General features: G+C 38.8%; 27 protein-coding genes. 7 read left to right on the top strand and 20 right to left on the bottom strand.

Translation table 11 applies throughout. The annotated features are described in order from the left end of the window. Positions 1–11: 11 nt before the first annotated feature. Entirely contained in the window at positions 12–218 is a 207-nt protein-coding gene (locus tag EHE21_RS01325) for a DUF1107 domain-containing protein (RefSeq protein WP_006535730.1), read from the bottom strand. A gap of 283 nt (positions 219–501) precedes the next feature. Between EHE21_RS01325 and EHE21_RS01320 the strand changes: the two genes are divergently transcribed. Further along, positions 502–1,062: a YtfJ family protein gene (locus tag EHE21_RS01320; RefSeq protein ID WP_194951651.1), complete on the top strand. Its 561-nt coding sequence runs from the start codon at positions 502–504 to the stop codon at positions 1,060–1,062. A 53-nt stretch (positions 1,063–1,115) separates the two neighbouring features. Here EHE21_RS01320 and cysQ read toward each other — a convergent pair whose 3' ends face one another. Together cysQ and EHE21_RS01310 are read right to left on the bottom strand one after the other, a co-directional pair. Continuing rightward, a complete protein-coding gene (cysQ, locus tag EHE21_RS01315; protein WP_194951650.1) occupies positions 1,116–1,856 on the bottom strand; it encodes a 3'(2'),5'-bisphosphate nucleotidase CysQ in 741 nt (246 codons plus the stop codon). Positions 1,857–1,998: 142 nt separating this feature from the next. Next, a complete protein-coding gene (locus EHE21_RS01310; RefSeq protein WP_036939421.1) occupies positions 1,999–2,619 on the bottom strand; it encodes a peptidylprolyl isomerase in 621 nt (206 codons plus the stop codon). A gap of 260 nt (positions 2,620–2,879) precedes the next feature. Between EHE21_RS01310 and EHE21_RS01305 the strand changes: the two genes are divergently transcribed. From EHE21_RS01305 to EHE21_RS01290, 4 genes are all read left to right on the top strand, one after another. Further along, a complete protein-coding gene (locus EHE21_RS01305) occupies positions 2,880–4,328 on the top strand; it encodes an NAD-dependent succinate-semialdehyde dehydrogenase (RefSeq protein ID WP_194951649.1) in 1,449 nt (482 codons plus the stop codon). A 379-nt stretch (positions 4,329–4,707) separates the two neighbouring features. Beyond that, positions 4,708–5,544 carry a hypothetical protein gene (locus EHE21_RS01300; protein ID WP_194951648.1) on the top strand — a complete coding sequence of 279 codons (837 nt, stop codon included), beginning with the start codon at positions 4,708–4,710 and terminating at the stop codon, positions 5,542–5,544. Continuing rightward, positions 5,537–5,953, top strand: a complete 417-nt coding sequence (locus EHE21_RS01295) for a DUF1240 domain-containing protein (protein ID WP_228766721.1) — start codon at positions 5,537–5,539, stop codon at positions 5,951–5,953. Before EHE21_RS01300 ends, EHE21_RS01295 begins: the two co-directional genes overlap by 8 nt. Positions 5,954–6,351: 398 nt before the next feature. Next, the gene (locus EHE21_RS01290) at positions 6,352–6,645 is read left to right on the top strand and encodes a DUF1240 domain-containing protein (protein ID WP_228766768.1); all 294 of its coding nucleotides are present in this window, start codon (positions 6,352–6,354) and stop codon (positions 6,643–6,645) included. Positions 6,646–6,676: 31 nt separating this feature from the next. On the opposite strand, the gene EHE21_RS01285 is transcribed toward EHE21_RS01290, so the two are convergent. From EHE21_RS01285 to EHE21_RS01270, 4 genes are all read right to left on the bottom strand, one after another. Next, positions 6,677–7,153 (bottom strand): Hcp family type VI secretion system effector, encoded by a 477-nt coding sequence (locus tag EHE21_RS01285; RefSeq protein ID WP_109408484.1) that lies wholly within the window; start codon positions 7,151–7,153, stop codon positions 6,677–6,679. Positions 7,154–7,395: 242 nt separating this feature from the next. After that, positions 7,396–8,043, bottom strand: coding sequence for a metal-binding protein ZinT (gene zinT, locus EHE21_RS01280; protein ID WP_088493998.1), 648 nt, complete (start codon positions 8,041–8,043; stop codon positions 7,396–7,398). A gap of 4 nt (positions 8,044–8,047) precedes the next feature. Further along, positions 8,048–8,173 (bottom strand): type B 50S ribosomal protein L36, encoded by a 126-nt coding sequence (ykgO, locus tag EHE21_RS01275; RefSeq protein WP_006535739.1) that lies wholly within the window; start codon positions 8,171–8,173, stop codon positions 8,048–8,050. 10 nt (positions 8,174–8,183) lie between these two features. Beyond that, entirely contained in the window at positions 8,184–8,432 is a 249-nt protein-coding gene (locus EHE21_RS01270; protein WP_023583603.1) for a type B 50S ribosomal protein L31, read from the bottom strand. Positions 8,433–8,668: 236 nt separating this feature from the next. Here EHE21_RS01270 and EHE21_RS01265 point away from each other — a divergent pair, with 236 nt between their 5' ends. After that, positions 8,669–10,363 carry a hypothetical protein gene (locus EHE21_RS01265; protein WP_194951646.1) on the top strand — a complete coding sequence of 565 codons (1,695 nt, stop codon included), beginning with the start codon at positions 8,669–8,671 and terminating at the stop codon, positions 10,361–10,363. 68 nt (positions 10,364–10,431) lie between these two features. After that, complete coding sequence (locus EHE21_RS01260; protein ID WP_228766720.1) at positions 10,432–11,085, top strand: LysM-like peptidoglycan-binding domain-containing protein; 654 nt, start codon at positions 10,432–10,434, stop codon at positions 11,083–11,085. Between the two features lie 83 nt (positions 11,086–11,168). Here the strand turns inward: EHE21_RS01260 and rplI are convergent, their stop codons facing one another. The 13 genes from rplI to hfq form a co-directional block, all read right to left on the bottom strand. Continuing rightward, positions 11,169–11,618 (bottom strand): 50S ribosomal protein L9, encoded by a 450-nt coding sequence (gene rplI / locus EHE21_RS01255; RefSeq protein ID WP_023583606.1) that lies wholly within the window; start codon positions 11,616–11,618, stop codon positions 11,169–11,171. A 40-nt stretch (positions 11,619–11,658) separates the two neighbouring features. Then, the gene (gene rpsR / locus EHE21_RS01250) at positions 11,659–11,886 is read right to left on the bottom strand and encodes a 30S ribosomal protein S18 (RefSeq protein ID WP_000135199.1); all 228 of its coding nucleotides are present in this window, start codon (positions 11,884–11,886) and stop codon (positions 11,659–11,661) included. A gap of 4 nt (positions 11,887–11,890) precedes the next feature. Beyond that, positions 11,891–12,211 (bottom strand): primosomal replication protein N, encoded by a 321-nt coding sequence (gene priB, locus EHE21_RS01245; protein WP_006535746.1) that lies wholly within the window; start codon positions 12,209–12,211, stop codon positions 11,891–11,893. Positions 12,212–12,219: 8 nt separating this feature from the next. Further along, entirely contained in the window at positions 12,220–12,618 is a 399-nt protein-coding gene (gene rpsF / locus EHE21_RS01240) for a 30S ribosomal protein S6 (protein WP_023583607.1), read from the bottom strand. Between the two features lie 163 nt (positions 12,619–12,781). Then, positions 12,782–13,513 (bottom strand): 23S rRNA (guanosine(2251)-2'-O)-methyltransferase RlmB, encoded by a 732-nt coding sequence (rlmB, locus tag EHE21_RS01235; RefSeq protein ID WP_165126424.1) that lies wholly within the window; start codon positions 13,511–13,513, stop codon positions 12,782–12,784. A 102-nt stretch (positions 13,514–13,615) separates the two neighbouring features. Beyond that, positions 13,616–16,108 (bottom strand): ribonuclease R, encoded by a 2,493-nt coding sequence (gene rnr, locus EHE21_RS01230; RefSeq protein WP_194951644.1) that lies wholly within the window; start codon positions 16,106–16,108, stop codon positions 13,616–13,618. 39 nt (positions 16,109–16,147) lie between these two features. After that, positions 16,148–16,576: a nitric oxide-sensing transcriptional repressor NsrR gene (nsrR, locus tag EHE21_RS01225; RefSeq protein WP_109372704.1), complete on the bottom strand. Its 429-nt coding sequence runs from the start codon at positions 16,574–16,576 to the stop codon at positions 16,148–16,150. Between the two features lie 430 nt (positions 16,577–17,006). Continuing rightward, complete coding sequence (locus EHE21_RS01220; RefSeq protein WP_072069601.1) at positions 17,007–18,305, bottom strand: adenylosuccinate synthase; 1,299 nt, start codon at positions 18,303–18,305, stop codon at positions 17,007–17,009. Between the two features lie 102 nt (positions 18,306–18,407). After that, positions 18,408–18,578, bottom strand: a complete 171-nt coding sequence (locus tag EHE21_RS01215; RefSeq protein ID WP_167394834.1) for a hypothetical protein — start codon at positions 18,576–18,578, stop codon at positions 18,408–18,410. Positions 18,579–18,761: 183 nt separating this feature from the next. After that, entirely contained in the window at positions 18,762–19,766 is a 1,005-nt protein-coding gene (hflC, locus tag EHE21_RS01210; RefSeq protein WP_109394711.1) for a protease modulator HflC, read from the bottom strand. 2 nt (positions 19,767–19,768) lie between these two features. Continuing rightward, on the bottom strand, positions 19,769–21,043 hold the full coding sequence (gene hflK / locus EHE21_RS01205) for an FtsH protease activity modulator HflK (RefSeq protein WP_109401981.1): 1,275 nt from the start codon (positions 21,041–21,043) through the stop codon (positions 19,769–19,771). A 92-nt stretch (positions 21,044–21,135) separates the two neighbouring features. Further along, positions 21,136–22,419 (bottom strand): ribosome rescue GTPase HflX, encoded by a 1,284-nt coding sequence (gene hflX, locus EHE21_RS01200; protein WP_109394715.1) that lies wholly within the window; start codon positions 22,417–22,419, stop codon positions 21,136–21,138. Between the two features lie 94 nt (positions 22,420–22,513). Continuing rightward, entirely contained in the window at positions 22,514–22,801 is a 288-nt protein-coding gene (hfq, locus tag EHE21_RS01195; protein WP_075672788.1) for an RNA chaperone Hfq, read from the bottom strand. Positions 22,802–22,844: the final 43 nt, after the last annotated feature.

The raw sequence follows: 22,844 nt of genomic DNA, 5'->3' as shown, positions 1-22,844 counted from the left end.
TCAGATAAAAGTTAGCCCATTTCTGCTTTCAGTAAAACGACCTGCTGGTTCACTTCACTCATGACATTAAAATGTAGCTTATCTCTTATTTTAGGTAATAAAATTTTACCGTAATCGAATTCAAATGCACCCATTCCTTTGATGTAAAACCGTCCACGAAATAATGTCTTAACGTAGAGAGCAATTTTTTCAGGGTTATAGCGATTGAAGATTTTCATCTTTCAGTTAGTCTCCCATGCTCGTTGTTGAGTTTAATAAGTCATAAAGACTTATCTTTATATATCAAATTTAAAGACCTAATTATAAGTACTAGGTTCAACTTATTTGATTTTCTTATCTGTTTTTACATTTATTGACAGTAAAGAATATAAATAAAGATAGTGTGCACGTGATTTTACCCACTCAATGTTAAATAAATGTATCAGCGATGAGGTATTATTCTTCACTAGCTTCTATGCTTAGATAGAATCTAACGTCGATTTCAATAATAGGATCATGGCTATGCACAAAATAACCTTAGCTGCTCTTTTACTCAGCACATCCACATGGGCATTTGCACATAACATCACTGAAAATACAGTACTTCCCGCTGTCACAATCAATGACAAAGGTGAGCTACTTTATGACACAACCAAAGATAAGTTTAGCTACCAAAATTGGAATAGTGGTCTGCTCAGTGGAAAAGTACGTACTGTTCAGCATATAGCAGGACGTAGCAAAGCTAAGGAGATGAATGCGCCGTTTATTGAAGCTGTAAAACTGGCTAAATTCCCACATACCAGTTATCAAACCACAACGATTATTAATACTGATGATGCTGTGTTTGGTACAGGTCCATTTGTTCGTGGCAGTGTTGAAGACAGTAAAAAAGAGTTTCCTTGGTCACAGTTTATTGTTGATGCTGATGGCATAGCATTAAAAGGCTGGGGATTAGAAAAAGAGAGTTCAGCTATTGTTGTTTTGGATAAACAAGGCAAAGTCCGTTTCGTCAAAGAAGGTGTATTAAGCGGTGCGGAAATCACGACTGCAATCAATCTTATCAACGATTTAATTAAAGAATAATTTCGGTGTCAGAGCCCTTATTAAACAAAGGGCTCCGATTTCATAAAATGGCACTAAAAGATTGAAACTCTAAATCCTGGGTTTATCAGCGACTCTTTTGGGGAATAATCTAGCGTTACCCCTTTCCAATCCGTGACATGTGCGCCAGCAGCAATCGCAATAGCATGACCTGCCGCGGTATCCCACGTATGTGTAGGTCCAAAGCGAGGATAAAGCTGTGCTTTACCTTCAGCAACTAAACAAAACTTCAAAGATGAACCAACAGCAACGGTTTGATGTGCGCCAAGTTGTGAGAGGTATTCTTTTAATTCATCATCTTGATGAGAACGGCTAATCACAATTACTGGCGGCTCTGCACGACTTGCATGGATAGGTAATCGCTGTCCACACACTTCTTTCCATGCCTGTTTATTTGCCGCTGCATATAACACATTTTGAACCGGGGCATAGACAACCCCTAAAACAGGAATACCCTTTTCAATTAAGGCAATATTTACCGTAAACTCACCATTCTTACTGATAAATTCTTTAGTTCCATCTAGAGGGTCAATCAGCCAATAACGATCCCAATGACGACGTACTTCCCATTCAGGGGGATCTTCTTCAGATAATTGAGGTATATCTGGAGCAATAGAAGCAAGTCCTTGTTTGATAACTTGGTGAGCGGCCAAATCAGCTTCTGTGACAGGTGAATTATCACTTTTTTCCTGTACTTGGATAGGCTCTGATTGCTGATAGATTTGCATTATCGCCATACCTGCTTGGCGAGCTAATTTGCTGACTTGTTCTAACATAATGCACCTCTCTTATTTCTATAAGCAGATAACTTCTCTTATAAAAATTAATTACCCTACTGTCTCTTTATTTTAGTTCAGAGACAAAAATAGCCGGCAAAAACCGGCTATTTTTTACTCTGATTTACCGCAGAATAAGAAATTATAAAATTTCTAATAATTCTACTTCAAATACTAATGTTGCGAATGGAGGAATAGCCGCACCTGCTCCACGTTCGCCATAAGCTAATTGGTAAGGAATATATAATTCCCATTTTGAACCTACTGGCATTAATGTTAATGCTTCAATCCAGCCTGCGATAACGCCATTTACTGGGAATTCAGCAGGTTGACCACGTTGAACTGAGCTATCAAACACAGTGCCATCAATTAAACGACCAGTGTAGTGAACACGAACATGATCAGTACGCGCTGGAATTGCACCTTCACCCGCAGTCAGTACTTTGTACTGTAAGCCAGATTCTGTAACTTGAACGCCTTCATTTTTCACATTTTCTTCTAAGAAGATTTTACCAGCATCAGCCAGCTCAGCTTGGCGTTCTTGACGAACTGCTTCAGCACGCTCGTGCATAGTACGTAAGGCATTGTGTAATGTTTCAACAGGTACAGAAGGCGCATTACCTTCTAATGCATCGGTCAAGCCAGCTAACAGTGCTGCGGGCTCTAATCCTTGAAGACCTGATTCAGTCAGTTGTTGACCGACTTGCAGACCAATACCGTAACTTGCCTGTGATTCGATAGAATCAAATGATGGTTTTGACATGAAAAATACCTGTTTTTTATGAAAGTTAGATCCAAGAATAACAGTGGTAAGGTACAGCGTAAACCTTCAGTCTTGAGTAATGGGAATTATTCATTAAAAACATAAGCAATTGACCCTATTTATCGTCTTTTTGACGCTTTTTTATTGGCATTTGTCATACTTATTTTCACAACATAGCAACACAGGCATATAATTATAAACAGGCGCAAAACTGCCTAGCCTTATAAATATCAATATATATGTGTTCAGAGAGGTATTAAGTGAAGATAACGACAAATCCCTATTTCCGCGAACAAGGCTATATTGATGGTCTTTGGTGTAATGCTCAAAATAACGAAACTGTTGATGTTGTCGATCCTGCAACGGGTACTTTACTGGGTACAGTCCCCAATATGGCAACACAAGAAGCAATAATGGCTGTTGATGCAGCACAAAAAGCCTTACCAAAATGGCGTGCACTCACAGCACATCAGCGTGGAGCATTATTGCAAAATTGGTTTAGATTAATTACTGAAAATAAAAGAAAACTTGCTGAGTTAATGACATTTGAGCAAGGTAAACCCGTTGCTGAAGCTGAAGGTGAAATTACTTATGCAGCTTCTTTTATTGAGTGGTTTGCAGAGCAAGGTAAGAGAACCAACGGTGAAATTATTCCCTCCCCTTCTGCTGATAAACGCTTAATGGTGATCAAACAAGGTATTGGTGTCTGTGCTGCTATTACACCTTGGAACTTCCCGGCTGCTATGATCACCCGCAAAGCGGCTCCTGCATTAGCAGCGGGTTGTACTATGGTAATTAAACCTGCCAATGAAACACCTTATACTGCACTGGCTTTAGCAGAATTAGCGGCTCAAGCTGGCATTCCCGCCGGTGTTATTAATATTGTAACTGGTGATGCCATTAAAATTGGTGAAGTCTTTACCTCTGATAACCGCGTGCGCAAATTAAGTTTCACTGGCTCTACAGGTGTTGGACGTTTATTAATGCGCCAGTGTTCAGATAGTGTAAAAAAAGTCTCTTTGGAATTAGGTGGCAATGCACCCTTTATCGTGTTTAACGATGCCGATATTGATAAAGCGGTTGAAGGTGCTATGGGAGCAAAATTCCGTAATGCAGGACAAACCTGTGTTTGTGCTAACCGTTTTTATATTCATAAAGATGTTTATCAACAATTTAGCGAACGCTTTGTTGCCGCCGTTAAAAAACTCAAAGTGGGGAATGGTTTTGAAGAAGGTGTCACTATTGGGCCTCTCATTAACCGTAAAGCTGTTGAAAAATCACAATCATTGCTTGCTGATACATTAAAACGCGGTGCAACACTGCTTTGTGGCGGAGATAATGACAAAGCGGGTGAGAACTTCTTCCAACCTACCGTTGTTGGCAATGTTCCTGCTGATAGCCATATCCTTGAAGAAGAAATATTTGGCCCTGTTGCACCTTTAGTTATTTTTGAAAATGAAGATGAAGTGGTGCATTTAGCTAATAATACCATTTATGGCTTAGCCGCTTATTTTTATAGTGAAAATCCACAACGTATTTGGCGTGTTGCTGAAAATTTAGAATACGGCATGGTGGGTATTAACACTGGTTTAATTTCCAATGAAGTTGCACCATTTGGTGGTATTAAACAATCAGGTTTAGGTCGTGAGGGCTCTGAACACGGTATTGAAGATTATATGGAGATGAAATATCTCTGCCAAGGATTATAAATAACCTTTAACCCAACTTATAAAAGTAAGTCAGCATGGATGCTACTGCTTTTTCCCTTACTATTTTCTCTTATTATCAAAAAATATTAAAAATTATATTTTTAACATAAAGATATAAAATTAGATTTATATATCCCCTCAGTTTATTTATTACTTATATAAAAAATATAAAAATAACTTCTTTTATAGTGAAGGATACTATCTACTTAAAGTAAATAATAAAAATAATCAAAATAGAATTTTACATAATAAAAAATAAAAGCACGCTTGTTGTTAAGCTAACTTTTAATTAATTAATCTAACAGCAGATATTTTTAATTGCATAAAATCATAAATTTTATTAATCTAATTTAAATTTATAAAAAAAGGATCTTTTTATATGGGCTATATATACGATACCACCGTTATTGATTGGGACAGAGAAGAACAATACAACAATAAGAAAAGAATTGAGCGGATCCTTAATGATACCGAAGATGATGAAAATGTTGCGGCACTTATCACCCTTGAAGAAGCTGATTATGTTCTAAAAAACTTATCCACCCCAACACCTTACAAATCATCGAAAGATACTTTATTTAGTATTGGTGATATCGCTTCATCATATTCTGGAAATATCTATGAATCATATAGAGTCGAAAGAATTGTTAATGAGTTTAGAAATATCAATATCACAGCGACTGAGTATGTAGGTAAAAATGGAAATGTTTATATAAGAATTTCAGGTCATGCAGGCGTTAGAGCTTATTTAAATGCAACTCGATACCTAGCAAATAATCCTCGTATTATATATATGGGAGTAGGAACCCAAGGAATGAATTCCGTTTCAGCTGGAGGTGTACGTTTTGCAATTGTATTTTCAGCAGCTTATAGAATTGTAGAACTCATATTTAGAGATGAATATGATCTCACTAATTTTTTCGTAAATATCACTATGGATATGGCAAAATTGGCTATTAGTATGCAAATGACAACTTTACTAACTGGTAGTATCGTAACAGCGGCATTAACGGCAGGAACAAGTGTTATAGTCGTTGCTTTAGGTGTATTTGTTGTGGGGTTAGTGATAGCAGTTGCCCTATATAAATTAGATGATGAATTTAAGATCAGTGAAACCATAATTAAAAATCTAAAATCTTATCGAGAAAATAAACCTGAAACACCTTATCACCCTGATCAATTTTTCACACAATGGGGAAGACTTAGCCGTGGATAAAATAAAAAAAATAGAGATAAAACCGGTTAATTTAATACTATCTTCTATCTGTATCTTACTTCTATCAATTTTTGGATTTTATTACTCAATAATTTATTACATAGATTATTTCTTAATGAAAGACAAAATAATATTCTCGTTTCAAACTGGATTACTCTGCTTTGGAGTTCCTTTAACTTTTTATTTTTCATATTATGGTTTTCTTTGTGCATATAAGAAAAATATACAAAAAATGAATAATAAAATAGCTGGTTACCTCGCAATTATGGCAATAGCAGGTATTATTTTCAGTTTCTTTTTTTCATTTTATGTCAGATATGATTTAGTCTCTAAGGGGTATTATATTTGTTATAAACAATCAATTTTTGCACCAAGTGAATATGTTATATCAAAAGATATGTGTAAATAGCACATATCTTTTGATAATGAACTAAAGCTTATTTAATCATATCACTGTTAATACTATATTACTAACTGGTAGTATCGTAACAGCAGCATTAACAGCAGGAACAAGTGTTATAGTCGTTGCTTTAGGTGTATTTGTTGTGGGGTTAGTGATAGCAGTTGCCCTATATAAATTAGATGATGAATTTAAGATCAGTGAAACCATAATTAAAAATCTAAAATCTTATCGGGAAAAGAAACCTGAAACGCCTTATCACCCTGATCAATTTTTCACACAATGGGGAAGACTTAGCCGTGGATAAAATAAGCCCACTGAAATTATTTTTAACTTCTTTATTTGTTTTTTTATTATCTATCTTTTGTTTTTATTTTTCAATATCATATTACATTGAATATTTTTCAATGAAAGAACGTATATTATTCTCTTTCCAGACAGCATTATTGTGTTTTGGTTCTCCCCTATTAATATATTTTTCTTATTTGATTTTTATTTGTGCATATAAGAAAAAAACACAAAAAATGAATAATAAAATAGCTGGTTACCTCACAATTATGGCAATAGCAGGTATTATTTTCAGTTTCTTTTTTTCATTTTATGTCAGATATGATTTAGTCTCTAAGGGGTATTATATTTGTTATAAACAATCAATTTTTGCACCAAGTGAATATGTTATATCAAAAGATATGTGTAAATAGCACATATCTTTTGATAATGAACTAAAGCTTATTAAATCATGTCACTGTTAATACTATAACTTGATGTATTAGCAACCAAATGAACCCTGGATATTGAGGTGTATTTCATTTGAATACGTTGATATGGCATTGATTCATTATCATTTATTGAATCAGGAAAAATATCAGAAACCTCAATTAGAGAAACTTCAGTCAATTTAATTTCATAATATTTTTCAAGTTGCCCATGTTGGCTTGTTCTATAAAAAGTGAATATTGCTTCTAAGACTTCGTTATTATCTAAAGCTGTTGAAAGTAATGGTGATGATTTATCTATAGGCTTAGTAAATATAACTGGTTGATAAGATGCATTTTGTGCACGAACAGAACTATTATTTAAACTAATAACTTGAATTTCATCCTCATGATTAAGTTGGTAACGGTTTCCTATCGAATCAAGAGATGAACAACCTACAGAAATTAACCCTTGGACTTTTCCTTTTAAAGTTAGATAAATAGGATATGCCATAAAAATTCCTTTTAAAAAAATTAATCAATAATTAATTACATATATTAGATAATAAAAATGAAGAAACTTAATTTGATATAATTTATTTTATCACCAAATAAACATAAGTATAGTTACTAATCAAATGGCTTTCACATGAATTATTTTATTGTTCTTTTTATATCAAATAATTAATTAAAAAAAATCTAGCACTCCTTTGCTAAAGATTTTTATTATTTTATTTTCTATTTATTCCACTTAAATCAGTGATAAAGCATTTCGTGAACAATATCATCTGCTTTCATCGAATAAGGGTAATATGTTGGCCAATTACTTAATTCTTTAAGTAATTCATCTTGCGATGTATTGCCCATATATAAATGGAAGTGCCCTGCTTTCTCTGGTGCAATAATGTGGTCGCTAAATTGAATAAATTTGGGCGCTTGGCTTTTGGCATCATCACAGCGGAAAAGATAACGTACCCCTTTTTTACCCGACTCATAATACAGAATACGATAACCATCATAGTGATATTCACAGCTATCGACTTTCTCTCCACGGTGGAACTCAATGATATTGTTTTCAATACCAATCATATCCACATCAGTTTTATAGCCTTGTGTATAGTAAGCTCGGTACTCTTCAACCGTTTTATCTTTTTTTGTTTCCGCTTTCTTTTGTAACACCTCATCTAATTCACCGCTGAGAAGATAAGGCTCTACAGATTGCCATACACCATCCCAATCACTGAGTTGGCGATCAAGAACATCCTTACCTTCAAAAATTCCATTAGCTGCATCTCGTTGAGCTTGTGTTTGTACTTTTTCATGATGGTGCCCATGTGCTAAAACTGACATTGCACTACCCAATAGCCCCATAATTAAAACACAAGAAAGGACTGGTTTTTGCATAATCTTACCCCTGAACGGCTTTAAAACGTGGATTTGACTTACAAATTACATAAAGACGACCACGGCGACGCACCACTTTGCAATCTGGATGGCGTTGTTTAGCGCTTTTCAACGAACTTAATACCTGCATTTTTTCTTCCTTACTTAATAAATTGACCAAAACGTTTATTAAAGCGTGCCACATTACCTTCTTGAGAATGTGTCTTTTGTTTACCGGTATAAAATGGGTGTGATTGAGAGGAAACATCTAGTGTTACATAAGGATATGTTTGCCCTTCATACTCTATTGTTTTTTCCGTTTGGATGGTCGAACCCACTTTAAAATAAGCATCTGCACTAGTGTCATGGAAAATCACTGTTCGATATTGAGGATGAATACCCAGTTTCATAATAAACCCCACCTTATTTGTAATGTTATAATATAACAATATTGAATTGCGCTAATGTACCGCTTTTTAATTTTATTGACCAGTTTTTTTTGATTTGTTTTTCTATCTCAAGAAAGGAAGTGTGTTTGAGGTAAGTCTCTTTTAAGTGATATAGGTGAATTTTCTGGCTTTTTTTGTCCAGCTTTCCTATTTTCCGCTAAAGTTATACTAAGACGGCAAAACAAATAGGATTTATTATGACTAATTGGCGCGATAAGCTTTTCAGTAAGTCACCTCTGTCTATCGACCTCACAATAGACTTTCCTAACGTTTATCCTTCTTCTGTTCCTTCAATTCTTTCGCTGTTAGCACCTTATGAAATAGGTGATACACCTTTGCTTGATGAATTAAATCTATTGTCAGACTCTCACTTAAAAACAAAAGCTGATGATGATTCGATACCTTTTAGTTGGTCAGCCGGCGCTCGGGAAGGTATTATTTTGCATCAACGAATAGGTCGAGCAATTGAACAACAGCCTTCTCAAAAAATATGTGAAGAATTTTCGCTGTCACTTTATCATGCAATAAAGCATGTCGTTCTTTTGCCTGATAAAGAGCATGTTGCTTCTTTTTATTCAATTGCCTGCCAAGATAAACTCGCCCCTATCACCTATCTTTCGCATCTGATAGACAAAATAGAACAAGATGAAGCACTGATTAATCATGAGATTTATTTTCAATTGATCTTGTGGATCTTAAAGTTAAGTCCTGACAAGAATCCTATCAAAATAGCTTTAGGACTATTAGGATCGTTTAATGATAGCGCCTCTCAGCGTTTACTTTTATTGTTTTCCCTACACCCTGAATTTACACTTTATGCTATTCGTTCGCTAAAACAGCGCCTTTCTTGTGAAGAATTTGAGCCTTTTTTACACTCTCTAGGTCAACGAACTAAAGGCTGGGGACGTATCCAGTTTATTGAACATCTACCTTCGACACTGTCTGTTAATAATCGCTATTGGCTACTGACTGAAGGGTATAAAAATAATGTAATGACAGAGTATGTCGCCTATGACTGTGTCACAAAAGGGGCATTATTAGAAATGCTAAATACGCACCCTTTAGATAATGAGCTATTGCTTGGTTCTAGTGATCTTTTACGTGCACTGCTTAATGGCGGTCCCGCAAAAGATATTTACGATTATGTAGAAGGTGCCCAAGCATGCAACGCTTTTATTTCACAAGTCGATGCTTTGCCTCCAAAAGAATTAAAGCTCCTTTATTGTGTCTGTGAAATCGCTGACTTTGTACAAAATAGTGGTGAAGACTGGTTATTACTTGAGTCTCTTGGCTGGAACGATCATTGCCAACAACAAATTATCTCTACGTCACAAAATATTATTCAAAAACCTGAATGGTCAACTCTCATTATTGAAGCATTACAAAATCCATCTCGCTCAAAAAATTACCAAGCAAGTCTTGTCGCTAAATCGCTTCGCCTTGATATCTGGGAATTACTCTTTTCACTACAAAAAGATAATCCCAATGCGGATTGGTGGCACCAATTAATGCAAACTGATGCATCTCACAAAATAGAAAGAGTAGTTAAACTTGCAGAACAACAAATTGAATTAACAGCATTAGATAGCACAGATGATCCATTAATAACTACCTACTCTGAATATCAGCCCCATCATGCCGTTGAATATATTATGCAAGATCTTGGTGGTTTTCCCGGTATCGGTTGGTCACTTATCAAAAGGCAATTACGTAGTCCGACATTGCGTGATAGAAATATGGCGCTGAATGTTCTTTCAACATGGTCTGACACATTATTGCCTCATGATCTTTATGGTGAATTAACACAGGCTTTAACCATAGAAACGGATAAAAATGTGTATCAACGCATGAAACTATTTTTAGTTAACCATCAAGGAAATAAAGAACATTAACGGTTAGAGCGAATAGATAATTCTGAAAAGAATTCAGGGAGCAGGTTAGGATCATGGTTCGTGCTAGTATGGCTACAAGGAATAAAAAAGATGTTACAGCAATTCATAATACTGATTCACAGATCAATAATGAGGTGAATATGGGCAAATTCCCTGGCTTACATCGTCGGGCAATACTAGTTATTGCTGTTGTTTTATTGGTCGTATTTTTTTGGCCAACAAGTGAAAATAATGGTGAGCCACCTCAGCCATCATCATCGACGCATGATCTTCCTGTGCCTATTTCACCATCAGTATCAACAAATGATCCGACTCATCAAACCTCGATCCCTCAAGCACAAGATAGCTTAAATGCCGATCCCGCGGTTACTCCATCAATAGAGGATCCAACGACAAGTGATCCAGAGGGAAATGTTGCTCAAACAACGCCACAACAAGATACTCAATCAACACCAGCGCAAACATGGCAAACCTACACCATCAAAGAAGGGCAAACCTTAGCGCAACTGTTTAGAGACAATCAACTTCCTGTTAATGATGCATTCTCTATGGCGAAATCAGAAGACCAACAGAAATCATTAAGCCAATTACGCGCAGGGCAAGCTATTCGTTTACAGCGAAACCCACAAGGTGATGTCAGTATGCTAGAAGTGACAAATAGCGCCGGTACTGTTATCACTTACACTCGTTTGAGTGATGGAAGTTATTACCGTACACCATAGTAAGAAGAGATTTAATTTATCCAAAAAAAAACGCCAGCTAAGCTGGCGTTTTTCTTTATCAACATTAACTGTTTAATCAGAGATTATTCAGCAACGATGATAACATTCAGTTCAGCGAATACGTCACTGTGAACTTGGAAGTGAACTTCGTGGTCACCAGTAGTACGCAGAACGCCATTTGGCAGGCGAACTTCGCTCTTACACATTTCAACGCCAGCTGCAGTTACTGCATCAGCGATGTCACGAGTACCGATTGAACCAAACAGTTTACCTTCGTCACCCGCTTTAGAGCTGATAGTGACAGAACCCAGTGCATTGATCTTCGCTGCACGAGCTTCAGCTGCTGCTAAAGTTTCAGCTAATTTAGCTTCTAACTCAGCACGACGCGCTTCGAAAAACTCAATGTTTTTCTTAGTCGCAGAAACAGCTTTACCCTGTGGGATTAAATAGTTACGAGCATAGCCCGATTTTACGTTAACCTGATCACCCAGGCTACCCAGATTCGCTACTTTATCAAGCAGAATAATTTGCATTACCTTATCCTCTACAAGTCATTAATGGACTATATACCTATTACTGATGACGATCAGTATAAGGTAATAAAGACAGGTAGCGTGCGCGCTTGATAGCACGAGCCAGCTGACGCTGGTATTTTGCACGAGTACCGGTGATACGACTTGGTACAATTTTACCACTTTCAGTGATATAGTTTTTCAGCGTAGCGATATCTTTATAATCGATCTCTTGTACGCCTTCTGCTGTGAAACGGCAGAACTTACGACGACGGAAATAACGTGCCATATGGCTAGTCTCCAGAATCTATCAATTCAATCTGCTCGGCATGAAGCACCAATTTAAACAATCCATTTCGCGCCTGATGGCTACTAATGAATCCAGAAACGGTGATTTGGCTGCCGACCGTTATACTGTGAGTAACTGCTTGTAACGCTTTCCCGCTAGCAATAATGGGCATTCGGCACCATGATTGTCTTTTTAATCCCGCCTCTTCTTGTATTGAACGATGTTCAATAACAAATTGACAGTGCGGGATCCCAGCGGGGCTAACTTTTCGAATTAATGCTTTGCACACTGTGCCAGTTAGCACCAAATGATTATTAGCCGTCACAGCACTAATTACTCTTCAGAATCCTCTGCTACATCATCAACTTCATCTTCATCATCTAGGTCATCAGCGATATCACGACGGCGTTCGTCTTTTGCTTTAACCATTGGAGAAGCTTCAGTTACTGCGTGTTTAGTACGCATAATCATGTTGCGGAGAACGGCATCGTTGAAACGGAAAGTAGTTTCCAGTTCATCAATCACTTCCTGCGGAGCTTCAACGTTCATCAGAACGTAGTGTGCTTTGTGCAGTTTGTTGATTGGATAAGCTAATTGACGACGACCCCAGTCTTCTAGACGGTGGATCTGACCATTTGCATTAGTAATAGCGGTTTTATAACGCTCGATCATGCCCGGAACTTGTTCGCTCTGGTCAGGATGAACCATAAAAACGATTTCGTAATGACGCATTTGATATTGCTCCTTACGGATTTATCAGCCTCCTGTCAGGGTCAGTCACCACCCATGGAGGCAAGGAACTTGTTTAAGTTGTGACTGAAAAAATTGACGCGTAACTATACCCCCGCGGTCAATAAAACTCAAGGGAGTATAGAGAATAAAATAAACTAAGCGATTATTTTACATTAATACGCTGGCGCATCGCTTCAAATAAGCAAACACCTGTTGCCACAGAGACGTTAAGTGATGACACTGTACCCGCCATCGGGATACTAATCAGTTCATCACAATGCTCACGTGTTAAACGACGCATACCTTCACCTTCAGCGCCCATCACTAATGCCATTGGGCCTGTGAGTTTACTTTGATATAAAGTGTGGTCTGCTTCGCCTGCTGTACCAACAATCCAAACGTTCTCTTCTTGCAGGAAACGCAGTGTACGAGCAAGGTTGGTCACTTTAATTAAAGGAACACTTTCTGCTGCACCACAAGCCACTTTTTTAGCTGTTGCATTTAATTGTGCAGAGCGATCTTTCGGAACGATAACAGCATGTACACCAGCGGCATCTGCGCTACGTAAACAAGCCCCTAAATTATGGGGATCAGTCACGCCATCTAGCACTAATAAGAAAGGTGTACCGACTTTAGCTAATAAGTCTGGTAAATCTTGTTCTTGATACTGACGACCTGGTTTTACTTTAGCAATAATACCTTGGTGAACAGCACCTTCAGTTTGACTATCTAACCATTGACGATTAGCGACCTGAACCAGAATGCCTTGTGCTTCTAATTCATGAATAACCGGTGTTAAACGGCGATCTTCACGCCCTTTTAATACATAAACTTCTTTAAAACGTGCAGGATCACGCTCAAGTAATGCGGTTACTGCGTGAATACCATAAATAATTTCTTCGCTCATAGCGGTGCTTACTCATTAAAAAATAAAAGGCACAAAACAGATAAAAGGCGGGGTCTCCGCCTTTTAAAAAAGAACTAGAAGAACAAAAGATTATGCGTTATCGCGTTTGGCTGCACGTTTAGCTTTAAGTTTTGCTTCTATCTTTTTGGTTTGTGATGATGCTTTCTTACGTTTGCTACTCGCTTTATCTTTCGCAACTTGGTCTTTTACGGCTTTGTCTTTGCTCGCATTACCTCGACCTGATGATTTACCTTTTTTGAAGGCACTATCTGGCTCAAAGTTTTTATCTTTGCTTGCATCACGACGACGAGACTTGCTAGAACTTGCGTTTTTCTTGTCTTTTTCGCCTTTTAGACCACGAACACGGGCTGTTTTACCCGGATTACGCGCAGTGCGTGTTGTTGAAATTAAAGAGAAGTCGATAGTACGTTCATCCATACTAACTGCTTCAACTTTTACTTCTACTTCGTCACCAAGGCGATAGACTTGTCCTGAAGACTCACCAATTAAGCGTTGCCCTACATTATCATACTGATAGTAATCATTATTTAATGTAGAAACATGCACCAGACCATCAATAAACAGATCATTTAAGCGAACAAAGAAACCAAAGCCCGTTACGCTGGTGATAATACCGGTAAACTGTTGACCAATTTGATCCAGCATAAAATCACATTTCAGCCAATCAGCAACATCGCGTGTTGCTTCATCAGCACGGCGCTCGGTTAAAGAACAGTGCTCGCCTAATTGCAACATGGTGTCCATATCACTATGGTAGCCACCTGTTGGTGTCCAACGTTGTGAACCGTGACCTTCTTCCTTCGCAATCTGATATTTAATTGCACGATGCAAGGCTAAATCAGGATAACGACGAATTGGTGAGGTAAAGTGTGCGTAAGATTTTAATGCTAAACCAAAGTGCCCACGATTTTCAGGATCGTAAATTGCCTGTTTCATTGAGCGCAAAATCATGGTTTGTAGCATTTCACGATCAGGTCTGTCTTCAACCTCTTTCATGACACGTGCATAATCTGCTGGCTCTGGTGTTAAGCCTCCCGGCAACGTTAACCCTAATTCATTAAAGACAGAGCGTAGATTCAGGACGCTGTCTTCTTTTGGCTTATCATGAATACGGTAAAGTGCAGGTTCTTCGTTTTTCTCAACAAAGCGAGCGGCTGCAATATTAGCAAGGATCATGCACTCTTCAATCAATTTGTGTGCATCATTACGAACAACTGGCTCGATACGCTCAATACGACGCTCGGCATTAAAGATAAACTTCGCTTCTTCTGATTCAAAACCAATTGCACCGCGCTGTTCGCGCGCTTTATCTAATGCTTGGTATAACTCATACAGATGCTCAATATCTTTAACGATAGGCTTATAGTGCTCACGCAGTTCTTCATCACCTTGAATGATTTTCCACACTTTGGTGTAGGTCATTCGAGCATGAGAACTCATCACCGCTTCATAGAATCTGTAAGAAGAAAGACGCCCTTGCTCAGAAACGGTCATCTCACAGACCATACATAAACGGTCAACTTGTGGGTTTAATGAACACAATCCATTAGATAGGACTTCTGGCAACATCGGCACGACTTGAGAAGGGAAATAAACAGAGTTTCCTCGGCTACGTGCTTCTGTATCTAGCGCTGTTTGTGGGCGTACATAATAGCTAACATCAGCAATCGCAACCCATAAACGCCAGCCACCACCTTTTTTACGTTGACAATAAACAGCGTCATCAAAGTCTCGCGCATCTTCACCGTCAATAGTAATTAAAGGTAAGTCACGTAAATCAACACGTCCTTCTTTAGCTGATTCAGGTACTTCTTCTTTTAAATCAGCAACTTCTTTTGTCACTTTTGCAGGCCATGTATAAGGGATCTCATGAGTACGTAATGCGATTTCTACCGCAATACCTGTTCCCATTGTTTCACCTAAGATCTCAACAATACGACCTACTGCTTGCGTGCGTCGAGTTGGTCTTGTCGTGATTTCAACCACCACCACATTTCCCATACGCGCGCCCATGATATCTTCTTTAGGAATAAGAATATCAAAGCTTAAACGGCTATCATCAGGTACAACAAACCCCATACCTGACTCAATAAAATAGCGACCTACAATTTGGTTATTTCTTGGTTCAATAACACGAACAACTCGACCTTCACGGCGACCTTTTCTATCCATACCTAAAGGTTGGGCAAGGATAACATCGCCATGCATGGTTTTTTTCATTTCATCTTGTGAAAGATAAAGGTCATCTTTTTGACCTTCTGCACGTAAAAAACCATAGCCATCGCGGTGACCGATTACCTTGCCTTTCCATAAATCAAGACGTTCAGGTAATGCGTAGCACTGGCGACGGGTAAAAACTAATTGACCATCACGCTCCATCGCTCTTAAACGGCGACGTAACGCTTCTAAGTCTTCTTCACCTGAAATTTTTAACGCCTGCGCTAAATCTTCACGGCTCATTGGTGCCGTGCGCTTTTTCATTTCTTCTAAAATATATTCGCGACTAGCAATTGGAGAGGCGTATTTTTCTGCTTCTCTATCCTGAAAAGGATCTTTTGACATTATGACCTCCAAGCTATCAGATTTGATGAAATAGTAGACTCAAACATCTTCTAATAACAATTTATATAAGGAGCTATTATTTTCAACTAGCTCTGCGAGTGTGTGACGGTCTAACTCTTTCAAAAACTGCTCAATTGCCTGATTCAACACCAGTTTCAGTCGACAAGCTGGGGTAATGTGGCAAAACTCAGCACTACAGTTTACTAATGAAAGTGGCTCTAAAGCACGAACAACCTCACCCACAATGATATTTGTTGCAGGCTTGCCTAAACGGATCCCTCCATTTTTACCGCGAATAGCCTCAACAAAACCTAAATGGCTAAGTTGATTAATAATTTTCACCATATGGTTACGCGAAACGCCATAGACTTGTGTCACTTCAGTGATACTTGTCATTTTGCCTTCTGGCAATGAAGCCATATATATCAATGCCCGCAATCCATAATCTGTAAAACTGGTTAATTGCACAATGACCTCTGAAAAGTGGTTTTCCCTACTAAAGCCGTTAAGGGATAAGTAATTATTAATGAGAATATCATTTTATTAAGCAATATTATGTTTAATTTTTGGACATTTAGCAAAGATATGCTCAAAAGTGAGTTATTTCCGTCTCTCACTTGACTATTAACAAAATAATAGCGACATCACAGGCAAAGAAAAAGCGATACTGTCGATTTTCAACAGATCGCTTTCTTTATTTCTAACTCTACAACAATAACATTGTCTTATTGTTTTTTACGCGTTACTGATAAAACAGAAGCAAAACCGAGTGTAAAGCTGTCTTATCTTATTGTATGTAACGCGTATTTCTATCTCAATTTAACCAACAAACAGATACGAAAAAATCGCCCCTGTCATTTTCAGGGACGATTTTCACATCAAACCAATTTAATGCAGATTATGCATCAAATGGATGACGGAGAATGATGGTTTCTGAACGGTCTGGGCCAGTAGAAACGATATCAACAGGAACGCCTGTTAACTCTTCTACGCGCTTGATGTAGTTCAGTGCTGCCTGTGGCAGTTGGGCGTGATCTTTCACACCAAACGTCGTTTCATTCCAGCCTGGCATTGATTCATAGATAGGCTCGATACCTTCCCAATCATCAGCAGCTAAAGGTGTTGTATCAATCACTTCACCGTTTGGTAAACGATAGCCTACACACAGTTTCACTTCTTTCAGACCATCTAACACATCCAGTTTAGTCATGCAGAAACCAGACAGTGAGTTGATTTGAACAGCGCGACGAATAGCGATGATATCTAACCAGCCAGTACGACGACTACGGCCTGTAGTTGCACCAAATTCTTGGCCTTTCTCACGTAAGAAGTCACCCACTTCATCAAACAATTCAGTTGGGAATGGACCTGCACCTACACGAGTAGAGTAAGCTTTGATGATCCCTAATACGTAACCAACATAGCGAGGGCCTAAACCTGAACCTGTTGCCACACCACCAGCGGTTGTGTTTGAAGAGGTTACATACGGATAAGTACCGTGGTCAATGTCTAATAAAGTACCTTGTGCACCTTCAAACATCACTAACTCACCGTTTTGTGTTGCTTTGTACAGTAAGTCAGAAACATCAACAACCATACCAGTCAGAATATCAGCGATTGCCATGATATCGTCTAAGGTTTTTTGGTAATCAACAGGTTCAACTTTGTAGTAGTTCACCAGTTGGAAGTTATGGTATTCGATGATTTCTTTGAGTTTTTGTGCAAACGCTTTTTTATCAAACAGATCGCCAACACGTAAACCGCGACGAGCAACTTTATCTTCGTAAGCAGGACCGATACCACGGCCTGTTGTACCGATAGCTTTTTCGCCACGAGCTTTCTCACGCGCATTGTCTAATGCGATGTGATAAGGAAGGATTAATGGGCAAGCTTCAGACAGAAGTAAACGAGAACGAACAGGAATACCGCGATCTTCAAGTTGGGTCATTTCCTTCATCAGCGCTTCTGGTGATAAAACGACACCGTTTGCTATGATGCTAACAACATTTTCACGGAGAATGCCTGATGGGATTAAATGAAGAACGGTTTTTTCACCGTCGATGACTAGAGTGTGACCCGCGTTATGGCCACCTTGGTAGCGAACAACATATTTAGCGCGTTCTGTCAGCAAATCGACTATCTTGCCTTTGCCTTCGTCACCCCACTGGGTGCCCAATACGACAACGTTATTACTCATTTCAAAATACACTCGGTTGCTTAAAAAAGGATTTTACCATCTCAATTCAAGAGTTACAGTAGATTTTATCTAATTATGTCATCCCCGCTTTTAAGCAATAGATTATCTTGCCATTGTCAATATTTTTGCCCGAAAAATCCGCATCACAAACATATTGTGACTTTTATCAACAGTTTTGATCGCAAAAACAGGAAGCAGAGTGACATAAAAGTGAAAACGGCGAAGAAGACGCTTCGGAATTGCCGAAGGTTTATCTTGAAATGCAATTTTCACTTTATACTATCCCAGCTAAAACCATTTTGGAAACCATTAAGCGTAAATTTTCATCTTTTTATGCACAATTATTTATTTCTTAGCTTGATTACTCACTTTATCTTATTGATATCAAAAAAAATCCCCCACTTTTTAAGGTGGAGGATTTTATTATTTACTCAAACGGTTTAACGCGTTTGGAAATTACTCTTCAATCGCTCGCGCTTTTGTTGGTGCTTTCATATAGCGTAAGAAATCGCTATCTGGGCTTAACACCATGACGTCATTGCCGTCTTGGTTAAAGCTCTTCTCATAAGCACGTAAGCTACGAATGAAGGCATAGAAGTCTGGATCTTGGTTGAATGCATCAGCAAACAGTTTAGTTGCTTGAGCATCACCTTCACCGCGAAGACGTAATGATTCACGCTCAGACTCAGCCAGTGTCTCTGTTACAGTCTTATCAGCAGCTGCACGAATTTTCACTGCTTGCTCTTGACCTTGTGAACGGTGACGACGAGCAACGGCTTCACGCTCTGCACGCATACGCTGGTAAATCGCTTCAGAAACTTCCATAGGTAAGTTGATTTGCTTGATTCGAACGTCAATCACTTCAATACCTAAAGCCGCCATACTGTTCATATTGATAGCTGGAGCTTGGCCTTTAGTTTCTTCAGCCACCTTTTTAGCTGCAATCGCAATTGCATCATCAGCAGCGCTTGAATCACGAGAAGGAGTACCTTCATTCAGTGCATTACGAACATCAATGGTTAAACGACCACGAGAATCCGTAATAATTTGGTTTACGCTCATACGACCAATCTCAGAACGTAAACGGTCACTGAATTTACGACGCAGTAAAGTTTCAGCCTGCATTGTGTTACCACCACCTGTTGCCAGATAGTAGGTGCTGAAATCACTGATACGCCATTTCAGATAAGAATCGACTAATAAGTCTTTATTTTCACCTGATAAGAAACGGTCTTGCTGGATATTCATAGTTTGAATACGCGCATCCAGTTTTTTCACATTCTCAATAAATGGAATTTTAAAGTGAAGACCTGGTTCATAAACAACAGGTTTATTTTCAGCATCACGTACAACTTTTGCAAAGCGTAAAATAATGCCACGCTCATATTGTTGAACGACAAACACAGAAGAGTACAACAACGCTAAAATAATAACTGCAACAACAGCGATAACTTTACGCATGATTATTGTCCTCCTTGATTATTGCCGTAAGGCTGACCATAACCGCCATTATTACTACCATATCCACCATTACCATAAGTCGTTGTTGCTGGTTTTTGTGCCGGTGCTGGATTTACAGTTGGCGCGGGCGTGTTGATACGAGCAGGTGCCTCAAATGTATTTGATGGTGCAGATTGAGATTGCTGACGTAGCATTTGCTCTAAAGGCAGCACTAACATGCTATTACCTTTATCATTAGCGATGACTTTACGTGTTTTTGATAACACTTTTTCCATCGTTTCAATGTAAAGACGCTCGCGAGTAATTTCAGGAGCAGCACGATATTCAGGTAAGATTTTAGCAAAGCTAGCTACCTCACCTTCTGCTTTCATCACCACACTGGTTTTATAAGCGGTTGCTTCTTCAATCATACGTTGCGCGTTACCTTTTGCTAACGGTAACACTTCGTTTTTATAAGCTTCAGCTTGACGGATTGTTTTTTGTTCTTCTTCACGTGCAGCAATTACGTCATCGAATGCCGCTTTTACCGCTTCTGGTGGGCGAGCCACTTGGAAGTTGACGTCCACAATCGAGATACCCATGTTATAAGGACGGATAGTCTCTTCTAATTCTTGACGTGTTTGGTCACGAATTTCTGAACGGTTAGAAGTCAGAATTTTTTCCATTTCTGAACGACCAATAACGCCACGCACTGCACTGTCAGTTGCCTGACCTAAGCTGTTAATTGGTGTTGTCAGGTTAAATAGGAATGTTTCTGGATCAGAGACAACATACTGCACGTTTATCTCGACTTGAACCATGTTTTCATCTGACGTTAACATCATGCCACCCGTGGTTAAATCACGGATAGTTTTTACGTTAACAGGCTGAACTTCATCAATGAAAGTCGGTTTCCAGTTCAGACCAGGTTCAACGATTTGGTAAAATTTACCAAAACGAGTCACAACGCCTTGTTCTGCCTCTTTGATGGTATAAAAACCACTTGCAGCCCAAACCACGACAACCGCACCTAATGCAAGAGAAATCAAAAGATTTCCAGCATTGCTACGAGGACCGCCATTTTGCCCAGAAGAGGAGTTTCCACCTTTTTTACCGCCGAAACCACCAAGTTTTTCACTCAGTTTACGGAACATATCATCGAGATCTGATGCTCCACGATTCCGACCTCCTTGATTACCGTTGGAGTTACCGTTGCCATCGCCATTATTATTGCCGCTGTTTCGGTTACCCCACGGGTCGCGGTCTTGTCCGTTGTTACCGGGCTGATTCCACGCCATGTTCTAGCTCCATTATTATGATTAGATTTATCAGGCTTAAGAGCCGATTTCGTCGCCAGCTCTCAGTTAATGTTCATTATTATGGCCGAATATCAGACCACGTAATCCAATAAATTTGGTTCCTGCTTGCAAAGGCGACGCCAGTCTACCATAGGCATACGTATGATTAGCCCAACTTTACCGTCTTTTTCAATCCATTCACGTTCTATTGACTGTAATTGATAAAAACGACTACGTAAGCGCCCTGTATTCTCTGGCGGTAAACGTAATTCAAAGTGTGCGATCTCACCTGAAAGACGTTCTGTCAACGCCTGATACAACAGAGGAATACCCTCGCCTGTTTGTGCAGAAACCCAAACCCTAACGGGTAAGTTTTCTTCATTTCGATCAATTCTTGGAGTGAAGTCTTCAAGAAGATCAATTTTGTTCATAACATGCAGTGTTGGTATTTCTTGAGCATCAATCTCTTCTAATACGCTTTCAACTGCATGAATATTTTCCTCAAAACGGCTATCTGCTGCATCAATCACATGAAGAAGTAAGGTAGCTTCTCGTGTTTCTTGCAAAGTGGCTTTAAAAGCAGCAACAAGATCATGAGGTAAATGTCGAATAAATCCAACAGTATCGGCTAATACAACGGTTCCCACATCATCGACTTGAATACGTCTTAATGTCGGATCTAATGTTGCAAAGAGCTGATCTGCTGCATACACATCAGAACAGGTAATATGATTAAATAAACTCGATTTCCCTGCATTTGTGTAACCAACAAGGGATAATGTTGGAATATCAGCTTTACTCCGCGCTTGCCGTCCTTGTTCGCGCTGACGCTCAACCCTACCCAATCGCATTAGAATTTGACTAATTTTACCTCGGAGTAAGCGGCGGTCTGTTTCTAGCTGAGTTTCACCTGGTCCTCGTAACCCGATCCCCCCTTTTTGTCTTTCAAGGTGAGTCCACCCTCTGACTAAACGAGTTGATAAGTGACGTAACTGGGCGAGTTCTACCTGTAGCTTTCCTTCATGGGTTCTTGCTCTTTGAGCAAAAATATCAAGGATAACTCCCGTGCGATCAACCACACGGCATTCACAAAGTCTTTCCAGATTTCGTTCTTGTGCAGGTGTCAGTGCATGATTAAATAAAACAACATCTGCACCACTTGCTTTTACAGCTTCAGCAATTTCTTCTGCCTTACCTTCACCCACATAATATTTAGGATGAGGCGCTTTACGATTTCCTGTAATAATCTGAACTGGTTTAACACCCGCAGATGTCACCAAAGATTCAAATTCTTGCAAATCATCAACGTCCTTTTCTTGAGAAAAGAAGACGTGCACTAAAACGGCTAATTCGCCACCTTCATAACGATCAAACAAAGGCGAAACCTCTTGGACTTTATAAAAACAGGAAAAAACATAGGTAAAGTCTCCCTACCTATGTTTTTCTTATATCAAGAATAATATTGGATTATTATTCTGCAACATCATCCTGCTGAGCAGCGCCACCATTGTAGCCTGTACCAGTTTGGTTCGTGCCTGTGTTGCTATGATGAGAAACAGGACGCGAAGGTACCACGGTAGAGATAGCATGTTTGTATACCATCTGACTTACTGTGTTTTTCAGCAAAATAACAAATTGGTCAAAAGATTCGATCTGACCCTGCAATTTAATGCCGTTTACCAAATAGATAGAAACGGGAACCCTTTCACGACGTAATGCGTTCAGGAAAGGATCTTGCAAAGATTGCCCCTTAGCCATTCTATGTTTTCCTTATTTTGTTGTTTTATATTAGAACCCAATT

It is taken from the genome of Proteus sp. GOKU, assembly GCF_015475555.1.
Classification (GTDB): Bacteria; Pseudomonadota; Gammaproteobacteria; order Enterobacterales; family Enterobacteriaceae; genus Proteus; species Proteus mirabilis_B.
This window is presented reverse-complemented; position numbering and strand designations above follow the sequence as displayed.